Annotated in this window: 10 protein-coding genes; 5 read left to right on the top strand and 5 right to left on the bottom strand. The window is 42.4% G+C overall.

All coding sequences use genetic code 11. The features are described from left to right. Window positions 1–87: 87 nt before the first annotated feature. Window positions 88–1,257, bottom strand: a complete 1,170-nt coding sequence (locus LH29_RS01600; protein ID WP_045025810.1) for an alpha/beta hydrolase — start codon at window positions 1,255–1,257, stop codon at window positions 88–90. A 100-nt stretch (window positions 1,258–1,357) separates the two neighbouring features. After that, entirely contained in the window at window positions 1,358–3,520 is a 2,163-nt protein-coding gene (locus LH29_RS01595) for a hybrid sensor histidine kinase/response regulator transcription factor (protein ID WP_052670532.1), read from the bottom strand. 267 nt (window positions 3,521–3,787) lie between these two features. On the opposite strand from LH29_RS01595, the gene LH29_RS01590 reads away from it, so the two are divergent. Then, window positions 3,788–6,184, top strand: coding sequence for an outer membrane beta-barrel family protein (locus LH29_RS01590; RefSeq protein WP_198152322.1), 2,397 nt, complete (start codon window positions 3,788–3,790; stop codon window positions 6,182–6,184). A 158-nt stretch (window positions 6,185–6,342) separates the two neighbouring features. On the opposite strand, the gene LH29_RS01585 is transcribed toward LH29_RS01590, so the two are convergent. After that, entirely contained in the window at window positions 6,343–8,214 is a 1,872-nt protein-coding gene (locus LH29_RS01585) for a S8 family serine peptidase (RefSeq protein ID WP_045025809.1), read from the bottom strand. A 34-nt stretch (window positions 8,215–8,248) separates the two neighbouring features. Continuing rightward, on the bottom strand, window positions 8,249–8,683 hold the full coding sequence (locus LH29_RS23540) for a hypothetical protein (RefSeq protein ID WP_052670529.1): 435 nt from the start codon (window positions 8,681–8,683) through the stop codon (window positions 8,249–8,251). Window positions 8,684–9,179: 496 nt separating this feature from the next. Here LH29_RS23540 and LH29_RS01575 point away from each other — a divergent pair, with 496 nt between their 5' ends. The 4 genes from LH29_RS01575 (at window position 9,180) to LH29_RS01560 (ending at window position 13,931) form a co-directional block, all read left to right on the top strand. Then, a complete protein-coding gene (locus LH29_RS01575) occupies window positions 9,180–10,727 on the top strand; it encodes an acyl-CoA dehydrogenase family protein (RefSeq protein ID WP_045025808.1) in 1,548 nt (515 codons plus the stop codon). A 248-nt stretch (window positions 10,728–10,975) separates the two neighbouring features. Then, window positions 10,976–12,457 carry a B12-binding domain-containing radical SAM protein gene (locus LH29_RS01570; protein ID WP_045025807.1) on the top strand — a complete coding sequence of 494 codons (1,482 nt, stop codon included), beginning with the start codon at window positions 10,976–10,978 and terminating at the stop codon, window positions 12,455–12,457. A gap of 111 nt (window positions 12,458–12,568) precedes the next feature. Beyond that, entirely contained in the window at window positions 12,569–13,387 is an 819-nt protein-coding gene (locus tag LH29_RS01565) for a hypothetical protein (RefSeq protein WP_045025806.1), read from the top strand. Window positions 13,388–13,712: 325 nt separating this feature from the next. Beyond that, complete coding sequence (locus tag LH29_RS01560) at window positions 13,713–13,931, top strand: Nif11-like leader peptide family natural product precursor (RefSeq protein ID WP_045025805.1); 219 nt, start codon at window positions 13,713–13,715, stop codon at window positions 13,929–13,931. A gap of 105 nt (window positions 13,932–14,036) precedes the next feature. Here LH29_RS01560 and LH29_RS01555 read toward each other — a convergent pair whose 3' ends face one another. Further along, on the bottom strand, window positions 14,037–16,223 hold the full coding sequence (locus LH29_RS01555) for a S9 family peptidase (protein WP_045028448.1): 2,187 nt from the start codon (window positions 16,221–16,223) through the stop codon (window positions 14,037–14,039). Window positions 16,224–16,247: the final 24 nt, after the last annotated feature.

The raw sequence follows: 16,247 nt of genomic DNA, 5'->3' as shown, positions 1-16,247 counted from the left end.
AGATAGCAAAGGAGTTGCAAAAATATACATCAATCATTTTGCCTCAAAAAGTAATCGCTCTGCATCAACAACAATCTTTTAGCTCAATTACTCATGATCCGGGAAATCATTTGATAACAATATCCAGGCTTTCCCAAGTCTATCATACAAATTGCTGATATGTGTTCCGGGATTGTCATACGTCTCGAACTGATGTTTAACATTCATGGCATCAAGCTGTTCATGCATCATGGTGTTAGCTTCAATGTAAAAATTGTCGTTCACACCACAATCAAAATAAACTTCTTTCAACTGTTTTAGCCCAATACGATGTTTCTGAACCATTGCCAGCAAACCCTGCTCATTCACCTTTTCCATTAACTCAGGAATGATAACAGGTTCTCCATCAATAAATTCAACAGGTAAATCGCAATAATATGGTGGATTATCAGGATTGGGCAACCAGGCCTGTGCCAACATTACAGCACCGTTGTTTATAAATTTAAAAGGAGCAAAAGGATCATACGGCAGCGGGCCCTCAACTCCCCACATCTCGTCTTCTACGGCCATTACATTAGCCATGAATAAAATCAATGGTTCAGGAAAATGAGAAGGTGACAAAGCTCCCACATAACGAAATACTTTTGGGTGTTTCATGGCAATATTCAAGGAGCCTATTGCACCGGCACAATGTCCGCTTATGGCGCGCCAGTTAAAGTGCGGTATCGTACGATACTTTTGATCAATAAAGCTAACCAATTCATTTACGATGTAATCTTCGTAATTTCCCTCAACAGAAGAATTCACATAAAGACTCGGACCGTATTTGGTTTGTGCATCAGGCATAACGATAATGGCCTCTTTCATGCCCTCGTTGTCCACCAAATTATTGAGCCAGGGTAAAAATCCTTCTTCAGGGAAATCAACACGGGCCGGAAGTTGTGCCGACAGATAAAAGAACTCGTATGGTTCGGGTTCCATCAGCATGCCGCCCCAGGCCGGTGTACCATGCAGGAAATAAATTACCGGAAAATGTTTCTCCGGACAGGTATAGTAACTTTTTGGAAGGTACACGCGAATCATTCGGTCCACCGGATCGCCCAAAAGATTACCTTCCAGGGCTTTTACATGCATCATTTCAGTAACGATAGTTCCCTCTCCTGCTATTGCTGCTTTTTCAGGTAAAAAAGCAGCAGTGTCAGGCGCTTCAAATTCATCCTGGCAGGCGGTCAAAAAGAATATACTGAATAAGACCAGAATTAAGATTTTTGTTTTCATTGTAGTACATTTTTTGGATTAAACTCATCTGCAATGTACTGTACAATGCCTCAGGAGGCTTTCCGGTTTTTCCCAAATACTTCCTGAATTTTCCCGGCTGTTAGTTGTAGCTTTTTTCGTTTTCGTGCAGCAGAAATTCGCGCGGACTTTCGCCAAACTCCTCTTTAAACACCTGGCTGAAGGTGCTTAAACTTTTCATTCCCACCTCGTAGCCAATTTCGGTAATATTCATCGATGAAGTGCTTAACAGCTGTTTTGCTTTCTGCATTCGTAACGACCGTATATATCGTGCCACGGACTGGTTGGTAAGTGCCTTAAACTTGCGGTACAGCTGCGATTTACTCATGGCCATTTCTTCACAAAGTTCAGGTACGTTAAAATCTTCGTTGTTGAGGTTTTCGCTAATGGCCGAATGCAGCTTTTTCATAAAACGGTCTTCGCGCTGCATCAACGGGTCGGTGCTGTAATCAAAGCCATTGCCTTTACTAAATCGTTGGTAGAGTCTTTTACGAAGCTCAAGCAGTTTTTGCAGACGTACCAGTAATTCCTGCTGATTAAAAGGTTTAACCACATAAGCATCGGCACCATGCTCCAATCCTTCAATACGGGAAGGGATATCGGCTTTTGCCGTTAGCAAAACAACTGGAATATGACTGGTGCGAATATCTTCTTTTAGTCTTTTACAGAGTTCAAAACCATCCATTTCGGGCATCATTACGTCGCTGATCACCACATCCGGAATTTCATTCACCGCCTTTTCGTAACCTTCCTTGCCGTTTTTTGCCAACTGTATGCTAAAATAATCGCTGTAACAGGCTTGCAAATAACCTAAAACATCGGGGTTGTCTTCAACAATAAGCAAACGCTCCTTGCCTGCATGTTTATTCTCTGCAGAATGTATTTCTGCCAACTCTCTATCTTCTGTTTCCTGCTCGGGCAGCAGAAATTCTTTGATGTGCAAAGCACTTGTTACAGGCAATTTTACTTTAAACACAGTTACTTTTCCGGGTACAGAATTTACCTCGATAGTACCGTTAAGCAATGCAACCAACTCACGGGTAAGTGCCAGTCCAATCCCGGCACCACCAACCTTTCGGGTATTTTTGTCATCAGCCTGATAAAAACGATCAAATATCTTATCTTGCTTTTCTGGAGGAATTCCAATACCGGTGTCACTCACAATGATATTCAACATTCCGTTTTCAACCAGCACATGCATTTTTACCGATCCACCCGCCGGAGTAAATTTAATGGCATTACCCAGTAAATTAGAAACGATAACCGTTATTTTTTCCGGATCGAAATCCAACATATAATGCTGTGAATCCGCCTCAAATGTCAGTTTCAATTTCTTCTCTTCGGCATAATACTCCTGCAACTGAAACACATAGCGCAAAAACGGAACAATGTTGGCGTGTATCTTTTTTACCGACAGGTTCCCCGATTCCATTTTACTCAGTTCCAGTAACTGATCGACAAGCTGCAGCAGGCTTTTGCCATTTTTAATTATGGTATCAGCTTTTGCCTGACAGCTCTTTTCTTTCACCGATCGCAGCGAATCGGCCAACCCAAGAATTACAGTTAATGGAGTACGAAATTCGTGTGTAATATTGGTATACAGTCGGGTTTTTGCATCGTTCATTTCTTTCTGTCTTTGTGCTTCGCGCTCCTCCATTTTTGTAAACAGGTTTACGGCATAAAGACTAAAAAAGAAAATATAACCGGTAATAATTAGGAGGCTCACAAAAAAGAAAAGCAGATTTTGTTGCGGGTTTAGCGCCTGTTCTTTCGGGAAATACGGATCGAGAACAAACAAGGCCAGCATGGCTATCACAAACACCACACTTACCGGCAAAATAAGCCTTGGTTTGCGTAAAATCACCGAGCTGGTGACCGCCTGTATAGAAAGCAAAAACAAACCTCCGCACGTTAACAAGCCACCCATGCGCGCCACATACACCGACGAAATCACAATCATCAGGATTTTAAACAGTTTGATTGCCAGATCCATCTTCCGTGAGTAATAGAAAATGGTTGTCGACACACAAACGATAGGAATATAAATAAAGCAAAATTCAAAGATCAATTTGGCCGAAATAATCCATGAAACAACCAGCATAATAGTTAGTCCGGTAATGGCAAACAGGCCCTGCACCATCATGTATTTTTTCCCCAGTTTATCCCAATCGCTTAACGCTTCATCTTCGGTTAAACGATGCAGGAATAGCTCAAAGCGCTCAGAAAGTTGATTTAACCGTAGCATCGGTTTTGTTTTTAGTGCATTTGTTATTTAATCATTTACAGCGACATATATGTCTGACTGCTGTTCTCTTCCTTTATACTAATTTTTTATGAAAAGGTTGGGTTGGACCAGTGTTACCAGATAGCATGACGCAAATGGCCAGCGAGCTAACAACTCATTATATTTCAGCACATTATTTGATTTTCCATTGAGATATCGTATATTACAGACTATTTTATCCTTATTTCTCGCACCATGAAAATCACAAAGTTTAAAAAAGCGTTCTTATTGAGCCTATTAGTATGTATTTCCGGTACTATTTTCGCTCAAATTCAGGGAGCAGTAAAAGATCCTCTTAACCGCCCTGTTCCGTTTGCAAATGTTCTTTTGCTTAACGAAGCTGATTCTATTGTGGTTTCAGGTGTGATGGCAAACGAAGAAGGCACCTATATCTTTACCGAATTTAAGCCCGGCAAGTACATTTTAGGTGTTAGTTTGATTGGTTACAAACCGGCATGGTCGGCACCTTTTGAGATAAAAACTTCGAATGATCACTTTCATGAAGAACCCATAATTGTAGAAAATGAAGCACAGCAAATACAGGATGTTGACGTTGTGGCTAAAAAACCCATTTACGAGTTAAAAATGGACCGCATGGTGGTGAATGTTGAAAACAGTATCACATCAAGTGGAAATACGGCACTGGAAATACTTGAAAAATCTCCGGGTATTATCGTTGATCGCCAAAACAGCAACATATCGATGGCCGGAAAAGGCGGAGTTCAGGTTATTATTAATGGCAAACAAAACCGGATGCCATTGGAGGCCGTGATGCAGATGCTGGACGGTATGAATGCCGACAATGTAAAAAGGATTGAACTGATCACCACTCCTCCGGCAAAATATGAAGCGGAAGGAAACGCGGGTATAATTAACATTGTGTTGCAAAAAAGCGAGGACTTTGGAACCAATGGTACATTTTCGCTGGGTGCCGGAGTGGCCAAACGCGAAAAAATGAATGCCAGCCTCAACCTGAATCACCACGTTGAAAAGTTCAACTTTTATGGCATGTACAATGTTAACTTCAACAACCAAAGGTCGAGTATCACCACTTATCGTTCATTTCCGGAAAACGATAATGTGGTTGAATCCAATGGGAAAAGTATTCGTTCGGCCCTGGTGCTTTATCAGAATATCAGGATGGGTTTCGACTATACTTTAAGCAGCAAAACCACCCTCAGTTTACTAACAAACGGCTATATCCGCGATTACGAAATGGATGCCTGGAACAACATCAACTACCTTACCGACAATGTAGAATCGAGCCGTTCAAGATTAGAAACCGAAGAACTCAACAAGTGGATTCATGGCATGGGAAACATTAATCTAAACCATCGTTTTCATGAGGAGGAGGTGTTGGATTTTAATATTGACTACCTGAACTATCACAATGATAATCCATCTGACTTTACGCTTGAAAATTATGGCTCATCAGGAGAATTCATTGACGGCGAGGATATCGAGATCACTAAAACCACCCCCATTGATATACTGGTGGGGGCTGTGGATTACTCGAACAGTAAAAACGAAAAGCTAAAATGGGAGCTCGGATTTAAAGAAACACTGACATGGTTTACCAACGATGTGGCCGTGCAATATTTTCGCGATGGACAGTGGGAATACGACCCGGAACTCACCAATAAATCGTGGCTAAATGAAAATATTACGGCTGTTTACGGATCGGCAAACTGGCAAATGACTGAAAAAACGGGAGTAACAGCTGGATTGCGATACGAATACCTGAACTCGGTACTCGACACAAAAGAAGAGAAAGGTATTGTTGATCTTCATTACGGAAAATTGTTTCCAACCTTTTATGTTTCGCAGAAATTAAACAAGAACAACACCGTTCAGTTCTCGTACAGCAAACGAATCGATCGGCCAACCTTTAACGAACTGGCTCCTTTCGTCACCTTTGTAACACCCGAAACGTTTGTAGCAGGAAACGAAAACCTTTTGCCGGCTATGAGCAACATCTTCCGGATCGATTACCAGTTAAAATCATACATTCTTTCGTTTAGTTATACCACTACCGATAACTCAATTTCCAGGTTTCAGCCGGTGTATAGTGAAGATGGTGAGAGGCAGTATTTTATTTCGAAGAACATGGATAAATCAGAAAATATTTCGGCACTTCTTGCACTACCGATAACGGTAACTGACTGGTGGAAAATGCAAAATAGCATTTCTTGGGTTTGGCAGCGGCTGGCAACCGATTATGAGGGAACTGACATCGACTACAAGCAGAATTATTACAACATCAGTTCCAATCAGAGTTTTACAATTAGCAAGCAGTTTTCGGCAGAAATAAGTGGTTTTTACCGTTCGAAATCGCTGGCCGGGATTTTTGTGCAAAAACCATTGGGCAGACTTGATCTTGGCGTACAGTGGCGATCGAAAAGTCAGAACAGTAGGTTAAACCTGAACATTTCTGATGTTTTCAAAACACAACTTCTTAAGCGGGAAGCTCATATTCCTGAACTGAATATCGACAATTATTATGAACTGGATTTTGAACCCCGCGTGCTGCGTTTAACGTTTACGCACAATTTTGGGAACAAGGCAATCAAAATACGCGAACGAAATACGGCCTCCGAAGAAGAACAAAAAAGGGTAACCAATTAAATTTTTCTCCTTTACCATTTTTAATCGCTGGTTAAAAGACAGTTTCACCACTCTTGTTAAAGTTAACATCAGGAGCAAAAACAAAGGCTCCGGGCGACGTCACGCCACCCGAAGCCTTTTAAATCCGCAGTATCGTCATTAAAAGTTTGTTATGCGATTTATTGTATCATGCTCAACGAACGCTGCGGATGAATTAACAGGATATCTTTATTTTCTTCCGATGGAGTGGCTCCTTTAACAATCAGGTCTTTTACTTCAGCAACGCTTAAATCTGGATTTACAGCCCAGATTTTAGCTGCCAGATTTACCACTTGCGGTGCTGCCATTGAGGTTCCCGAATACTTACGTTTCTCTCCTCCCGGTATATAACTTTCAACCTCATAGCCGTTGGAATATACATCAACACCTTTTCCCATGGTTGTAAAGCCGGTTTCCTTGCCCTCAATATCAACTGCACCAACAACCAAAAGATTTGAGAGTTTTAATCCGGAAGGAATATTATTTGCGAAACCAACATCATTATTGGAATTTCCTGCAGCTACTACAAACAAGACTTCCGGAGCATCTTTCATAGCAGAATACATAGCATCCTTTTCTGTATTAAAAAGCTTTTTCGCAAGAGCTTTTCTCTCCTCTTCATTTTCTCCAACTCCGTTCATTGCAAGTCTCGTTTCGTATGAATTCTGCGAATATCCCCAGCTCATATTCACCACTTTTACGTTGTTATCTTCAAAATACTGTACCGTGTTTTTATACATTTTCGCCCAGTATGTTGAATTTTCGAGTGTTGGCGGAGCAGGTATATTCTCATACGGGAAAGTTAAGCGTACGGCCATAATCTTTGCTTTAGGATTTCCTTTGCAGGCAATTCCGGCCACATGCGTTCCGTGCGAAAAATTAGCGTACATATTGAGGTTCTCGATAAATGGATTTACTTCTTCAGGAGGTAATGTCACAATATACTTTTTTAGCTCGTCAGCTTCATCACTTTTTATCATGGCCTGCAAATCGAGCAAGCCTTTTAAATATTTCTCGTACTGCTGGTAATTGCTGTTTTTCTCTTTAATAGGAAATAACAGTTCGGTAACTTTATTACCATTCAAATCAAACCCTACTCCATTTATATCATCAACAAAACCGTTATTGTCGTTGTCTTTGCCATCCCTCTTTTCTAATCCATTTATCCAACGATTCTCTTCAGGAAGTACTGATTCGTCGACCCCGGAATCCCATATTCCTATTACCACAGGATCTAAATCCAGATCGTCTTTGAACGAAACGTCACGTTCTTTCCAAATATCAACCATCACAACATCAACATGATGGTTATCGTAGTAGGTTTGAAATACTGGTTTATACACCTCATCAACATAAGGCAAATACATATCGTAAGTTAGTGCCGCATTCAAAATCTGGAGTACTATAAATTTGGGCACCTGTTTTCCAGCCTTGTCAATTATGGGTTGCATCTGGCCTTCTATCATTCCCTGAATCAGATTGGGTTTCGCAATATCAAGTGATCCGGTCATTCCTTCAATATCTTCCTGCACTACCTCAAAAGGCATGCTTTCCAAAACCGAACTCAGGTTTGCTTTAAATGCCTCCTTAAACTCATCTTCCTGAAGATCAGAATACTCAAGCCGGGTTTTTATAAACTCATCGAGGGTAAAGTTATACATGTATTTGTCCGATTCTTTTTCGGTAAGTTTTCTTCCTTTTTCGATCTCCTCTAAGGCAGATTTCATATCATCTTTAAGGAAATGGATCATCGAAAAATTTGAATGATATCCACGTAATGTTGCTTTATCCTGAATATCATATTTCTCCAGATCATCTCTTAGATCTTTTTCAAGCGTAATGGCCAGTTCCAGCAATAAATCGCGGTTGTTTATGTAATCCATGGCTTTGTTCCCTTGCAGGTCATAGTAGTGTTTTGGAAGTTCCTCAGCACTTTCAATTTTAATTTTGTTTTGCGCAATGCCCGCCTGAAAAGCCAACAATGCAAATAATACAATAATAAGTCTGTTCATGTTGTAAGTTTTTAGTTAAAATTTTGGTTTTTGGTTATTTCACCCGTACATATTTCTCCATGCGGTAATTGTTTTTATCGTAGCTCCAGTCAACGTTTACCGGGTTAATCTGTATCAGTGTATCGCCTTTAAATTCAATCAGTAATCGTTCGTCGGCACCCACATAATCCTCCGAAACATGAATGGTAATATGTTCCGTATAATGATTTCCGTTGAGGGTGTATGTACCATTGCCATAATTAGCACTGGTAGTGCCGTTTGAAATAAATTCACCCACAAACATAAAATGCTCGCCCGACCAGCTTTTTAGTTGTTCACCTTCCGCATTTCCGGGGATGGTCCAGGTTGCTTTTCCGTCTACGATACTTTCATATTCAACCAATTTCCAGGTACCCTCTAAGCCCTCGTGGTGGGTAGTAGTACAGGCAAAAAGCAGTGTCGCAATAACAAGCAGAATTCGATTTTTCATGGTTTTTTTATTTTAATAATTGGCATGAACGAACAGACAGGTAACCAGTTGTTTTGTCCTTTTTTTTGATCCCGAAACACCGATCAGTCCCCAAAGAGAATGATTCGGATACAGTCATCTCATGTATTGAATTTTGGTAAATAATGGATCAGGATAATTATAGAAAAGGGATCGCCGGCTTTTGAAAATTGTTTTGCTACTGCAACCAGCCTTAGGTTTTCAGCTCTCATCAACAAAACAATCGGGGCATGACACGAATGTCGTTTTTGTATCTGTGTGCTAAAGTGTCAACATTTTCGTCCATGCAAAACAGGAACAAAAAGTTACGAAAAAACAGAAAGATACGCAATAGAACCCACTTTTTGGACTCATTCGACTTTCAAAAATTTCATGCCTAATTCAGCAAAGAATGTTTTTGGTCAGAACAATATGGTGCCGATTTCGTTTAAGTAAATCCGGTGGCGCTAAAAAGCCACTATCATTATAAATTGAATTTATGCAAATAGCTACAACCGGAGCAACACCGGTTTCCAATAAAAATCAAACCTCATCTATCCCGTTTTCAGAATTTCTGGATAACCTGAAAGAGAAAATGAAACAGGTTTTTCATGTACGGGCCGATATCGATCAACTGAGTTTAAAACGCGGACTTCCACCGTTTGTAATGCGTGAAATTATGTCGGTAAATCCACTATCGGTGGGTATTCCAACACAATATGGCGGACGCGGTGGAGTAATGAAAGAAAACATAGGTCTGCTGGCAACAGCGTCGTACGAATCGCTGGCATTGTCGCTAACCTTTGGTATTAACTCGGCTTTGTTTCTGCAACCTTTTGGAAAATTTGGACAAGATGAGGTAAAAGCAAACGTTTTTAATCGTTTTTTAAACGATAAAGCCATGGGCGGTTTAATGATTACCGAACCGGATTATGGCAGCGATGCCTTAAACATGCAAACGTCGTACACCGAGTCGGAGTCGAAATATCACCTGAAAGGGAAAAAGCACTGGGCAGGACTAACCGGATGGGCTGACTTTTGGTTGCTTTCTGCACGTCAGCAGTCAAAATCGGAAAAACTGCAGCGCGACATCGACTTCTTTTTGTGCGATGTAACCGCTCCCGGACAAAATATTGTGGTGGAAGAGTTTTTCGAGAATCTGGGTTTGTATGCCATCCCCTACGGACGCAACCGTATTGATGTGCAGCTGCCGCAAACCCATAAACTGGTACCCGAAACAACCGGTGTTAAAATGATGCTCGACCTTCTGCACCGCAGCCGTATGCAATTTCCCGGAATGGGCATGGGCTTTATTCAGCGTATGCTCGACGAAGCACTAACACACTGCAAAGAACGAATGGTGGGTGGAAAAAGCCTGTTTAACTACGACCGCGTGCAACATCGTTTATCGAAACTGCAGGCTTCGTATACCATCTGCTCGGCCATGTGTGCCAACAGTAGCGAAAAAGCGGGGCTGGATGTCGACCTGTCATCGCAGGGAATGGAAGCCAACGCCGTAAAAAGTGTAATTACCGATTTAATGCAGGAAGCTGCCCAATCGGTGGTTCAGCTGGTGGGTGCAAAAGCATACAAACTCAACCATATTGCCGGACGCGGTACTGCCGACAGCCGTCCGTTTCAGATCTTTGAAGGATCGAATGATATTCTTTACGCACAAATTTCGGAGGGGCTGGTAAAAATGATGAAACGCGCCAAAGAGCGTAACCTGTTTCAGTTTTTGAAAGGTTACGACCTGACCGATAAAGCAGTGCATTTTGTAAAAAACCAGGTTGATTTTAATCTTGACCTTCAGATACCACAACGCAAGCTTGTTGAGATGGGCAAAATCATTGGCCGCGTAATTTCGCTGAACCAGGTTTTAGACCTCTCGGAGAAAGGTTTTAACAAAGATCTGATCGATGGAAGTGTGGCATTCCTGCAACAGGAGATCACAAAATTGATGTCGGCCTTTAACTTTAAAAACGAAGAAAAAGTGGTTGATGGCTACGACGAGAACACCTCGTGGCTGAATTTTGTGGCCGGATAACGGTGTAAAAGTTCACCATCTTTAAGACGTAAAAAATAAGACAACAAACAAAAAATAGCCCTTCCAACACCACCATACTCCTTAAAAAGACACGGGTTAGGGAAAACTGCCGTTCGCCCCTCATAAACGACAGTTTTCCCTAAATTCCTTTATCGGTCACTATTCCCGGCCTCTAATCCCATTTACTTTTTATTCCGGATCATCGTTCCGAACTTTACAATTACGCAATCAAAAAAAAACAGTCGACGATGAAAATATTACTGGTTTACCCGGAATACCCCGATACATTTTGGAGTTTTAAATATGCGCTGAAATTTGTTTCCAAAAAAGCCGCCTACCCGCCACTGGGGTTAATTACTGTGGCTTCGTTGTTACCCGGCCATTGGGAAACAAAACTGGTTGACATGAATATTGAAAAACTACATTCATCAGACCTGGTCTGGGCCGATTATGTTTTTCTCGGTGCGATGAACACCCAGATTCTATCGGCAATTACGGTAATAGCTCGTTGCAATCATCTCAATATTCCGGTTGTTGCCGGCGGGCCGCTTTTTACTGCCGATTATAAGAAGTTTGGCAATGTTGATCATTTGGTTTTAAACGAAGCAGAAATTACCTTGCCTCGTTTCCTTAAAGACCTGGAAAACGGCAAACCGAAACACCTGTACCAAACCGAACAGTTTGCCACCATGAAGGATTCGCCGGTACCCGATTATTCGCTGGTTAAGCTGAATAAATACACATCACAATCTATCCAGTTTTCGCGCGGATGTCCGTTTAACTGCGAATTTTGCGACATTACAGCTTTACTGGGTCACCAATGCCGGCTAAAACCTACCCAACAGATTATTACCGAATTACAAAATCTCTACGATCAAAACTTCCGGGGGTCGGTATTTTTTGTTGACGATAATTTTATCGGGAATAAAAAGCGCATAAAAACACAACTGCTTCCAGCCATTATTACCTGGATGGAGCAACATAACTATCCTTTTCATTTTACCACCGAAGCATCGATAAACCTGTCGGACGACGAAGAGTTAATGAACTTAATGACACGGGCCGGTTTTCTGAGTGTTTTTATTGGCATAGAAACGCCCGAGGAAATGTCGCTGAACGAATGCAACAAAGTGCAAAACAAAAACCGAAACCTCATCGACAGTGTAAAAAAGGTTCAAAAAGCCGGCATGGAAGTATTGGGCGGTTTTATTATTGGTTTCGACAGCGATACACCCAATATTTTCCAGCGACAAATACAGTTTATCCAGGAAAGCGGAATCATTTCGGCAATGGTTGGTTTGCTGAATGCCCCAACCAAATCTCAACTCTATAAAAGACTACAATCCGAAGGGCGGATTCTTGATGACTGGGATGGCGATAATACCAGCAATGCCATGAATTTTATTCCGAAAATGGACAGCGAAAAGCTCCGGAATGGATTTAACCAGGTTATTAGGGGCATATACAGTGGCAAAGCATTTTACGAGCGGGTAAAAAATTTCCTGAAAGATTTCGACCCAAAAGTAAAATCCAAAAACAAAATGAATGCTACCAAAGTAAAAGCATTCTTCAGGTCGGTGTTTATTATTGGAATCCTCGACCGCGACCGGAAATACTACTGGAAACTGTTTTTCTGGAGTTTGATCCACCGCCGCGACATGTTTCCAATGGCCATAACCTATGCCGTATACGGTTATCATTTTAAACGATCGTATACAAAAATCTTTTAGGTTTTAGGCCTGTAATCCTGTATCCTTTAGAAAACATCGGCGCAAATATTTCGTACACCAGCGGGTAGGCTGCAGTGCACCATGCTTAGTATTTATTCCAAAATCTGACTCATGAAAACAAAAATCATCAGACAAATTTTGCTAACCGCCCTGGCACTGATCACCATCCCTGCATTAGCCCAAAAACAAAAGAATATAGTTATCGACCCTGGCCTGGAAGCCAACTCCACTGCACTAAAAATTAAAATGGGAGGACAGGCCTTAAATAAAATTCCCAAATATGAATTCGGCGATTATGCCGTTGTTGAAAGCAAAGTGGGCGCTGTAAAGTCGTCGGGTAGTTCAAACCTTTTCGACACCAAGCAACAGGAAAAAGGAAAAACACAGTTTTCCTTTATAATGACCGACCGGGCAGAGAATCGTGCAACGGTTAATGCAAGGATCAACCAGGAACATCGATCATCAAAAGAACAGAAACTCATTGCGTTTTTTTATATCGGTGAAAATGAAGTTTTACTGGATAAACATAACTTTTCGGCCACAATTTTTTTGAATAACGATACCTCCAATCTCTGGCTATTGTTTATGAACTACGAAACCGGCAGTCAGTCGAACAATACCGGCACGGCCTTTTTAACCAATGGACAACGCAAAATTCTGATCGTTTCGGCCAGCTCCAACAGCAACCTTAAAAATGCCCGGAAAATACCGGCATTGGGATACCAGTTTATCGAAAACAAGCAGGCATTATCGGCCATACAATACTACGGGGGAGGCCTTCTTGGATTGAATAAAGGACTGGTTTGGATCGACCATCAACTCGATGAGCAGCTTAAGCTGGTGCTTTCGTCGGCTATGACCGCCCTCTTACATAAGGAATACAGCGAAGTATCTGATATTGACGACCTGGACGATTACGAAGACTGGTAAGCTGAAATCTTCTTCTTGCTTTTGTGTGGATCTACGGCATTTTTTCTACGGGTAGTCGTCCCTCCCGAATGTAAAAAATTCGGCCTGGCAGTTAACACCATAAAACCTGCACCATATCCCTATCCGTGTACACCCGATGCACGTGAGCAATTCAATTTACTTCTGGCTACCAAAGTGTAAAGATGAAGCTTTATTACAATATCAAATTGTTAACTCAAACCTCAGCACTGTTTACATTATGATATCATATTGCGATTTTTTACGATACTTATCAAATAAAACCAATGTTATAATTTCATTTTATTAATCAATTAATTGAATAAGCATGTCAAAGGAAAGAGTTTTTGAGTTTCTGGATAAAGGTGCCGACGACCGCCAGTTTCGTATTAAGTACGACAACTGCTTCTCGATGGAAGAATTTTGTAAAATGGCCGCTGAAGATGGATTTGAGTTTTCGGTTGACGACCTGAAAGCTGCTTTACGCGAAAACGGCGATGATTTCGATTCATACGGCAATCCGCCTAAAAAAGGAATTTGGGTGTAAGAATTGCTACCGATATGCCTGGATTGCTACTCCCGGTTCACCAGGAGTAGCAATCTAAGCTTTGTTAAAGGATTTGCGAGGCAGCACCAACTGTACCGGTATCCATTAGCGTGCGGCACGCGGATCAGAATCGATCTTTATCTCGTACTCTTTTGGCGGAACAGCATTCATCAGGTTGGTGATAAAATAATCCCAGCGCCGGCGCATAATATAGTAGCTGTCGGCGCCGTATCCGTGCCGTGCATGGGGTAAAATAATCATGTCGAAGTCCTTGTTTGCTTTTATCAAAGCGTCAACCACCAGGTAGGTATTGTACGGAGGCACATTATCGTCCATTCCGCCGTGAATAATCAGGAACTTGCCTTTCAGGTTTTTGGCATATACCTGGTTGGCCTGATCTTCGTAATTCGATACACCGTTATCGTCGAAGGTTTCCAGCCCGTTGTAACGTTCGCCCCAATCGTCTTCGTAATTCCGGTTATCGTGGTTGCCGGATTCAGAAATTCCCACTTTAAAAAAATCGGGATATTTAAACATGGCCGATGCGGTTGCAAAGCCTCCACCCGAGTGTCCCCAGATACCCACCCTGTCGAGATCGATAAATCCATATCTTTCCGACAGCTGTTCCAAACCGGAAACCTGGTCGGGAAGGGTGTTTTCGGCCATATTGCCATAAGAAGCATCGTGGAAAGATTTTGAGCGGTTTGGATTACCGCTTCCTTCCAGCAGCACCACTACAAAGCCCAGTTCGGCAAGCGCCTGGTGGTCTCCGCGCGAAGCACTGAAACTCCATGACCCCACACTTCCTCCCTGTGGTCCGGGATAGATGTATACGATTACGGGATATTTTTTTGTTTTATCCATGTTTGTGGGCGTGAACAGCAAACCATACAAATCCCATTTTTTGTTGGCCGATTTAACCGAGAATACTTCAGGTGCTTTCCATCCGGTAGCCTGCAGACGCGATACATCGGTTTTTTCGAGGGTCGCGATCAGTTTCCCCTGTGCATTTCGTACCACCGTTACTCCCGGAAGATCCGGTTGCGAATAAGTATCTGTAAAATAGTTTCCATCGGGAGAGAAGTTTACTGAATGATCGCCTTCTTCCGGAGTCAGTAAAGTCAGGTTCTCCCCGCTGAAGTCAACCCGGTAGAGGTAGCGGAAATACGGATTTACGCCGGCTTCTTTTCCTCCGGCAATAAAATAGATTTGCCTGTTTTCCTGGTCATAACGAAGAACCTGCCGAACCACAAAATCACCCGAAGTAATTTGGTTTTTCAATTCGCCGCTGGTAGCATCGTAAAGGTACAGGTGGCCCCAGTCGCTGCGTTCCGAATACCAGATAATCTCGTTGGTGGCCGAAAAATATTTCCAGTTAATGGTTCCCTGCCCCGATTCATATTGTGTGTCAACTATCTCCTCAAAAATATCCTGCACTTCCCCGGTTTCGCAATCGGCAATTCGCACATACTCCTCTTTATGGTCGCGCGATGTTGAGGCAAACACCAGCTTTTTACTGTCGTCGCTCCAGCTCACATCGTCAAAACCACCTTCGCACGAAATGTCATCGCACTGCGAACCACGGCGTGCATCGCCGGCCATTTTCAGCCTTACCATTCCATCGTCTTTTGTAATATCGATAATCACCCGGTAAATCCGGATAATATCCTCATCGCCGGGAAGCGGGTATTTCCATGCCGACAATTCAGGTGCCCCTACTTTGGTTTTCACCAGGTACATATCGCTTACATGTCGCTGATCCTGCTGAAAGGTGGCAATTTTCTTCGAATCGGGCGACCAGCTAAGAACAGGTCGGTCGCTCTTTTTCCATCCGGCATTATCGGTTGCATAGCCAAAATTTTCCACGCCGTCGGTAGTCAGCGCAGTTTCCTTACCTGTCTCCACTTCGCGTATCCACAGGTTCCAGTCGCGTATAAAAGCTTCGTACTTCCCGTCGGGCGAAGGCACCTCTTTGCTGTAATACCTCCTTCTTTGCGACTGCTGAGCGCCCATGGCTTCCACCAGTTCCTGACGCGATGCAACAACCTGCATTTTCTTATTTCCCGGATCAAAAAGTTTATATTCCATTTTGTCGTCCGACAGGCAGGTATACCACAAGCGGCCATCATCCAACCACTGCGGGCGAACGTCATTATCGACAAAACGCGTGAGGTTCGATCTCAGCATAGCAGCAGCACGGTCGTAATCGGCTTCGGTATAAATTTTCTGACCGGCCGACCAGCCATAAACAAACATCAACAGGGTAAGGATTGGAAAAATTCTTTTAACCATAAATCTTAAAGTTTGAAACGAGGC

This window comes from Draconibacterium sediminis (assembly GCF_000949475.1).
Taxonomy (GTDB): Bacteria; Bacteroidota; Bacteroidia; order Bacteroidales; family Prolixibacteraceae; genus Draconibacterium; species Draconibacterium sediminis.
This window is presented reverse-complemented; position numbering and strand designations above follow the sequence as displayed.

Coding starts and splice junctions, on each gene's coding strand:
- LH29_RS01575 (WP_045025808.1), top strand. CDS start 9,180: ATGCAAATAGCTACAACCGGAGCAACACCGGTTTCCAATAAAAATCAA.
- LH29_RS01560 (WP_045025805.1), top strand. CDS start 13,713: ATGTCAAAGGAAAGAGTTTTTGAGTTTCTGGATAAAGGTGCCGACGAC.
- LH29_RS01555 (WP_045028448.1), bottom strand. CDS start 16,223: ATGGTTAAAAGAATTTTTCCAATCCTTACCCTGTTGATGTTTGTTTAT.
- LH29_RS01595 (WP_052670532.1), bottom strand. CDS start 3,520: ATGCTACGGTTAAATCAACTTTCTGAGCGCTTTGAGCTATTCCTGCAT.
- LH29_RS01570 (WP_045025807.1), top strand. CDS start 10,976: ATGAAAATATTACTGGTTTACCCGGAATACCCCGATACATTTTGGAGT.
- LH29_RS23540 (WP_052670529.1), bottom strand. CDS start 8,683: ATGAAAAATCGAATTCTGCTTGTTATTGCGACACTGCTTTTTGCCTGT.
- LH29_RS01600 (WP_045025810.1), bottom strand. CDS start 1,257: ATGAAAACAAAAATCTTAATTCTGGTCTTATTCAGTATATTCTTTTTG.
- LH29_RS01585 (WP_045025809.1), bottom strand. CDS start 8,214: ATGAACAGACTTATTATTGTATTATTTGCATTGTTGGCTTTTCAGGCG.
- LH29_RS01565 (WP_045025806.1), top strand. CDS start 12,569: ATGAAAACAAAAATCATCAGACAAATTTTGCTAACCGCCCTGGCACTG.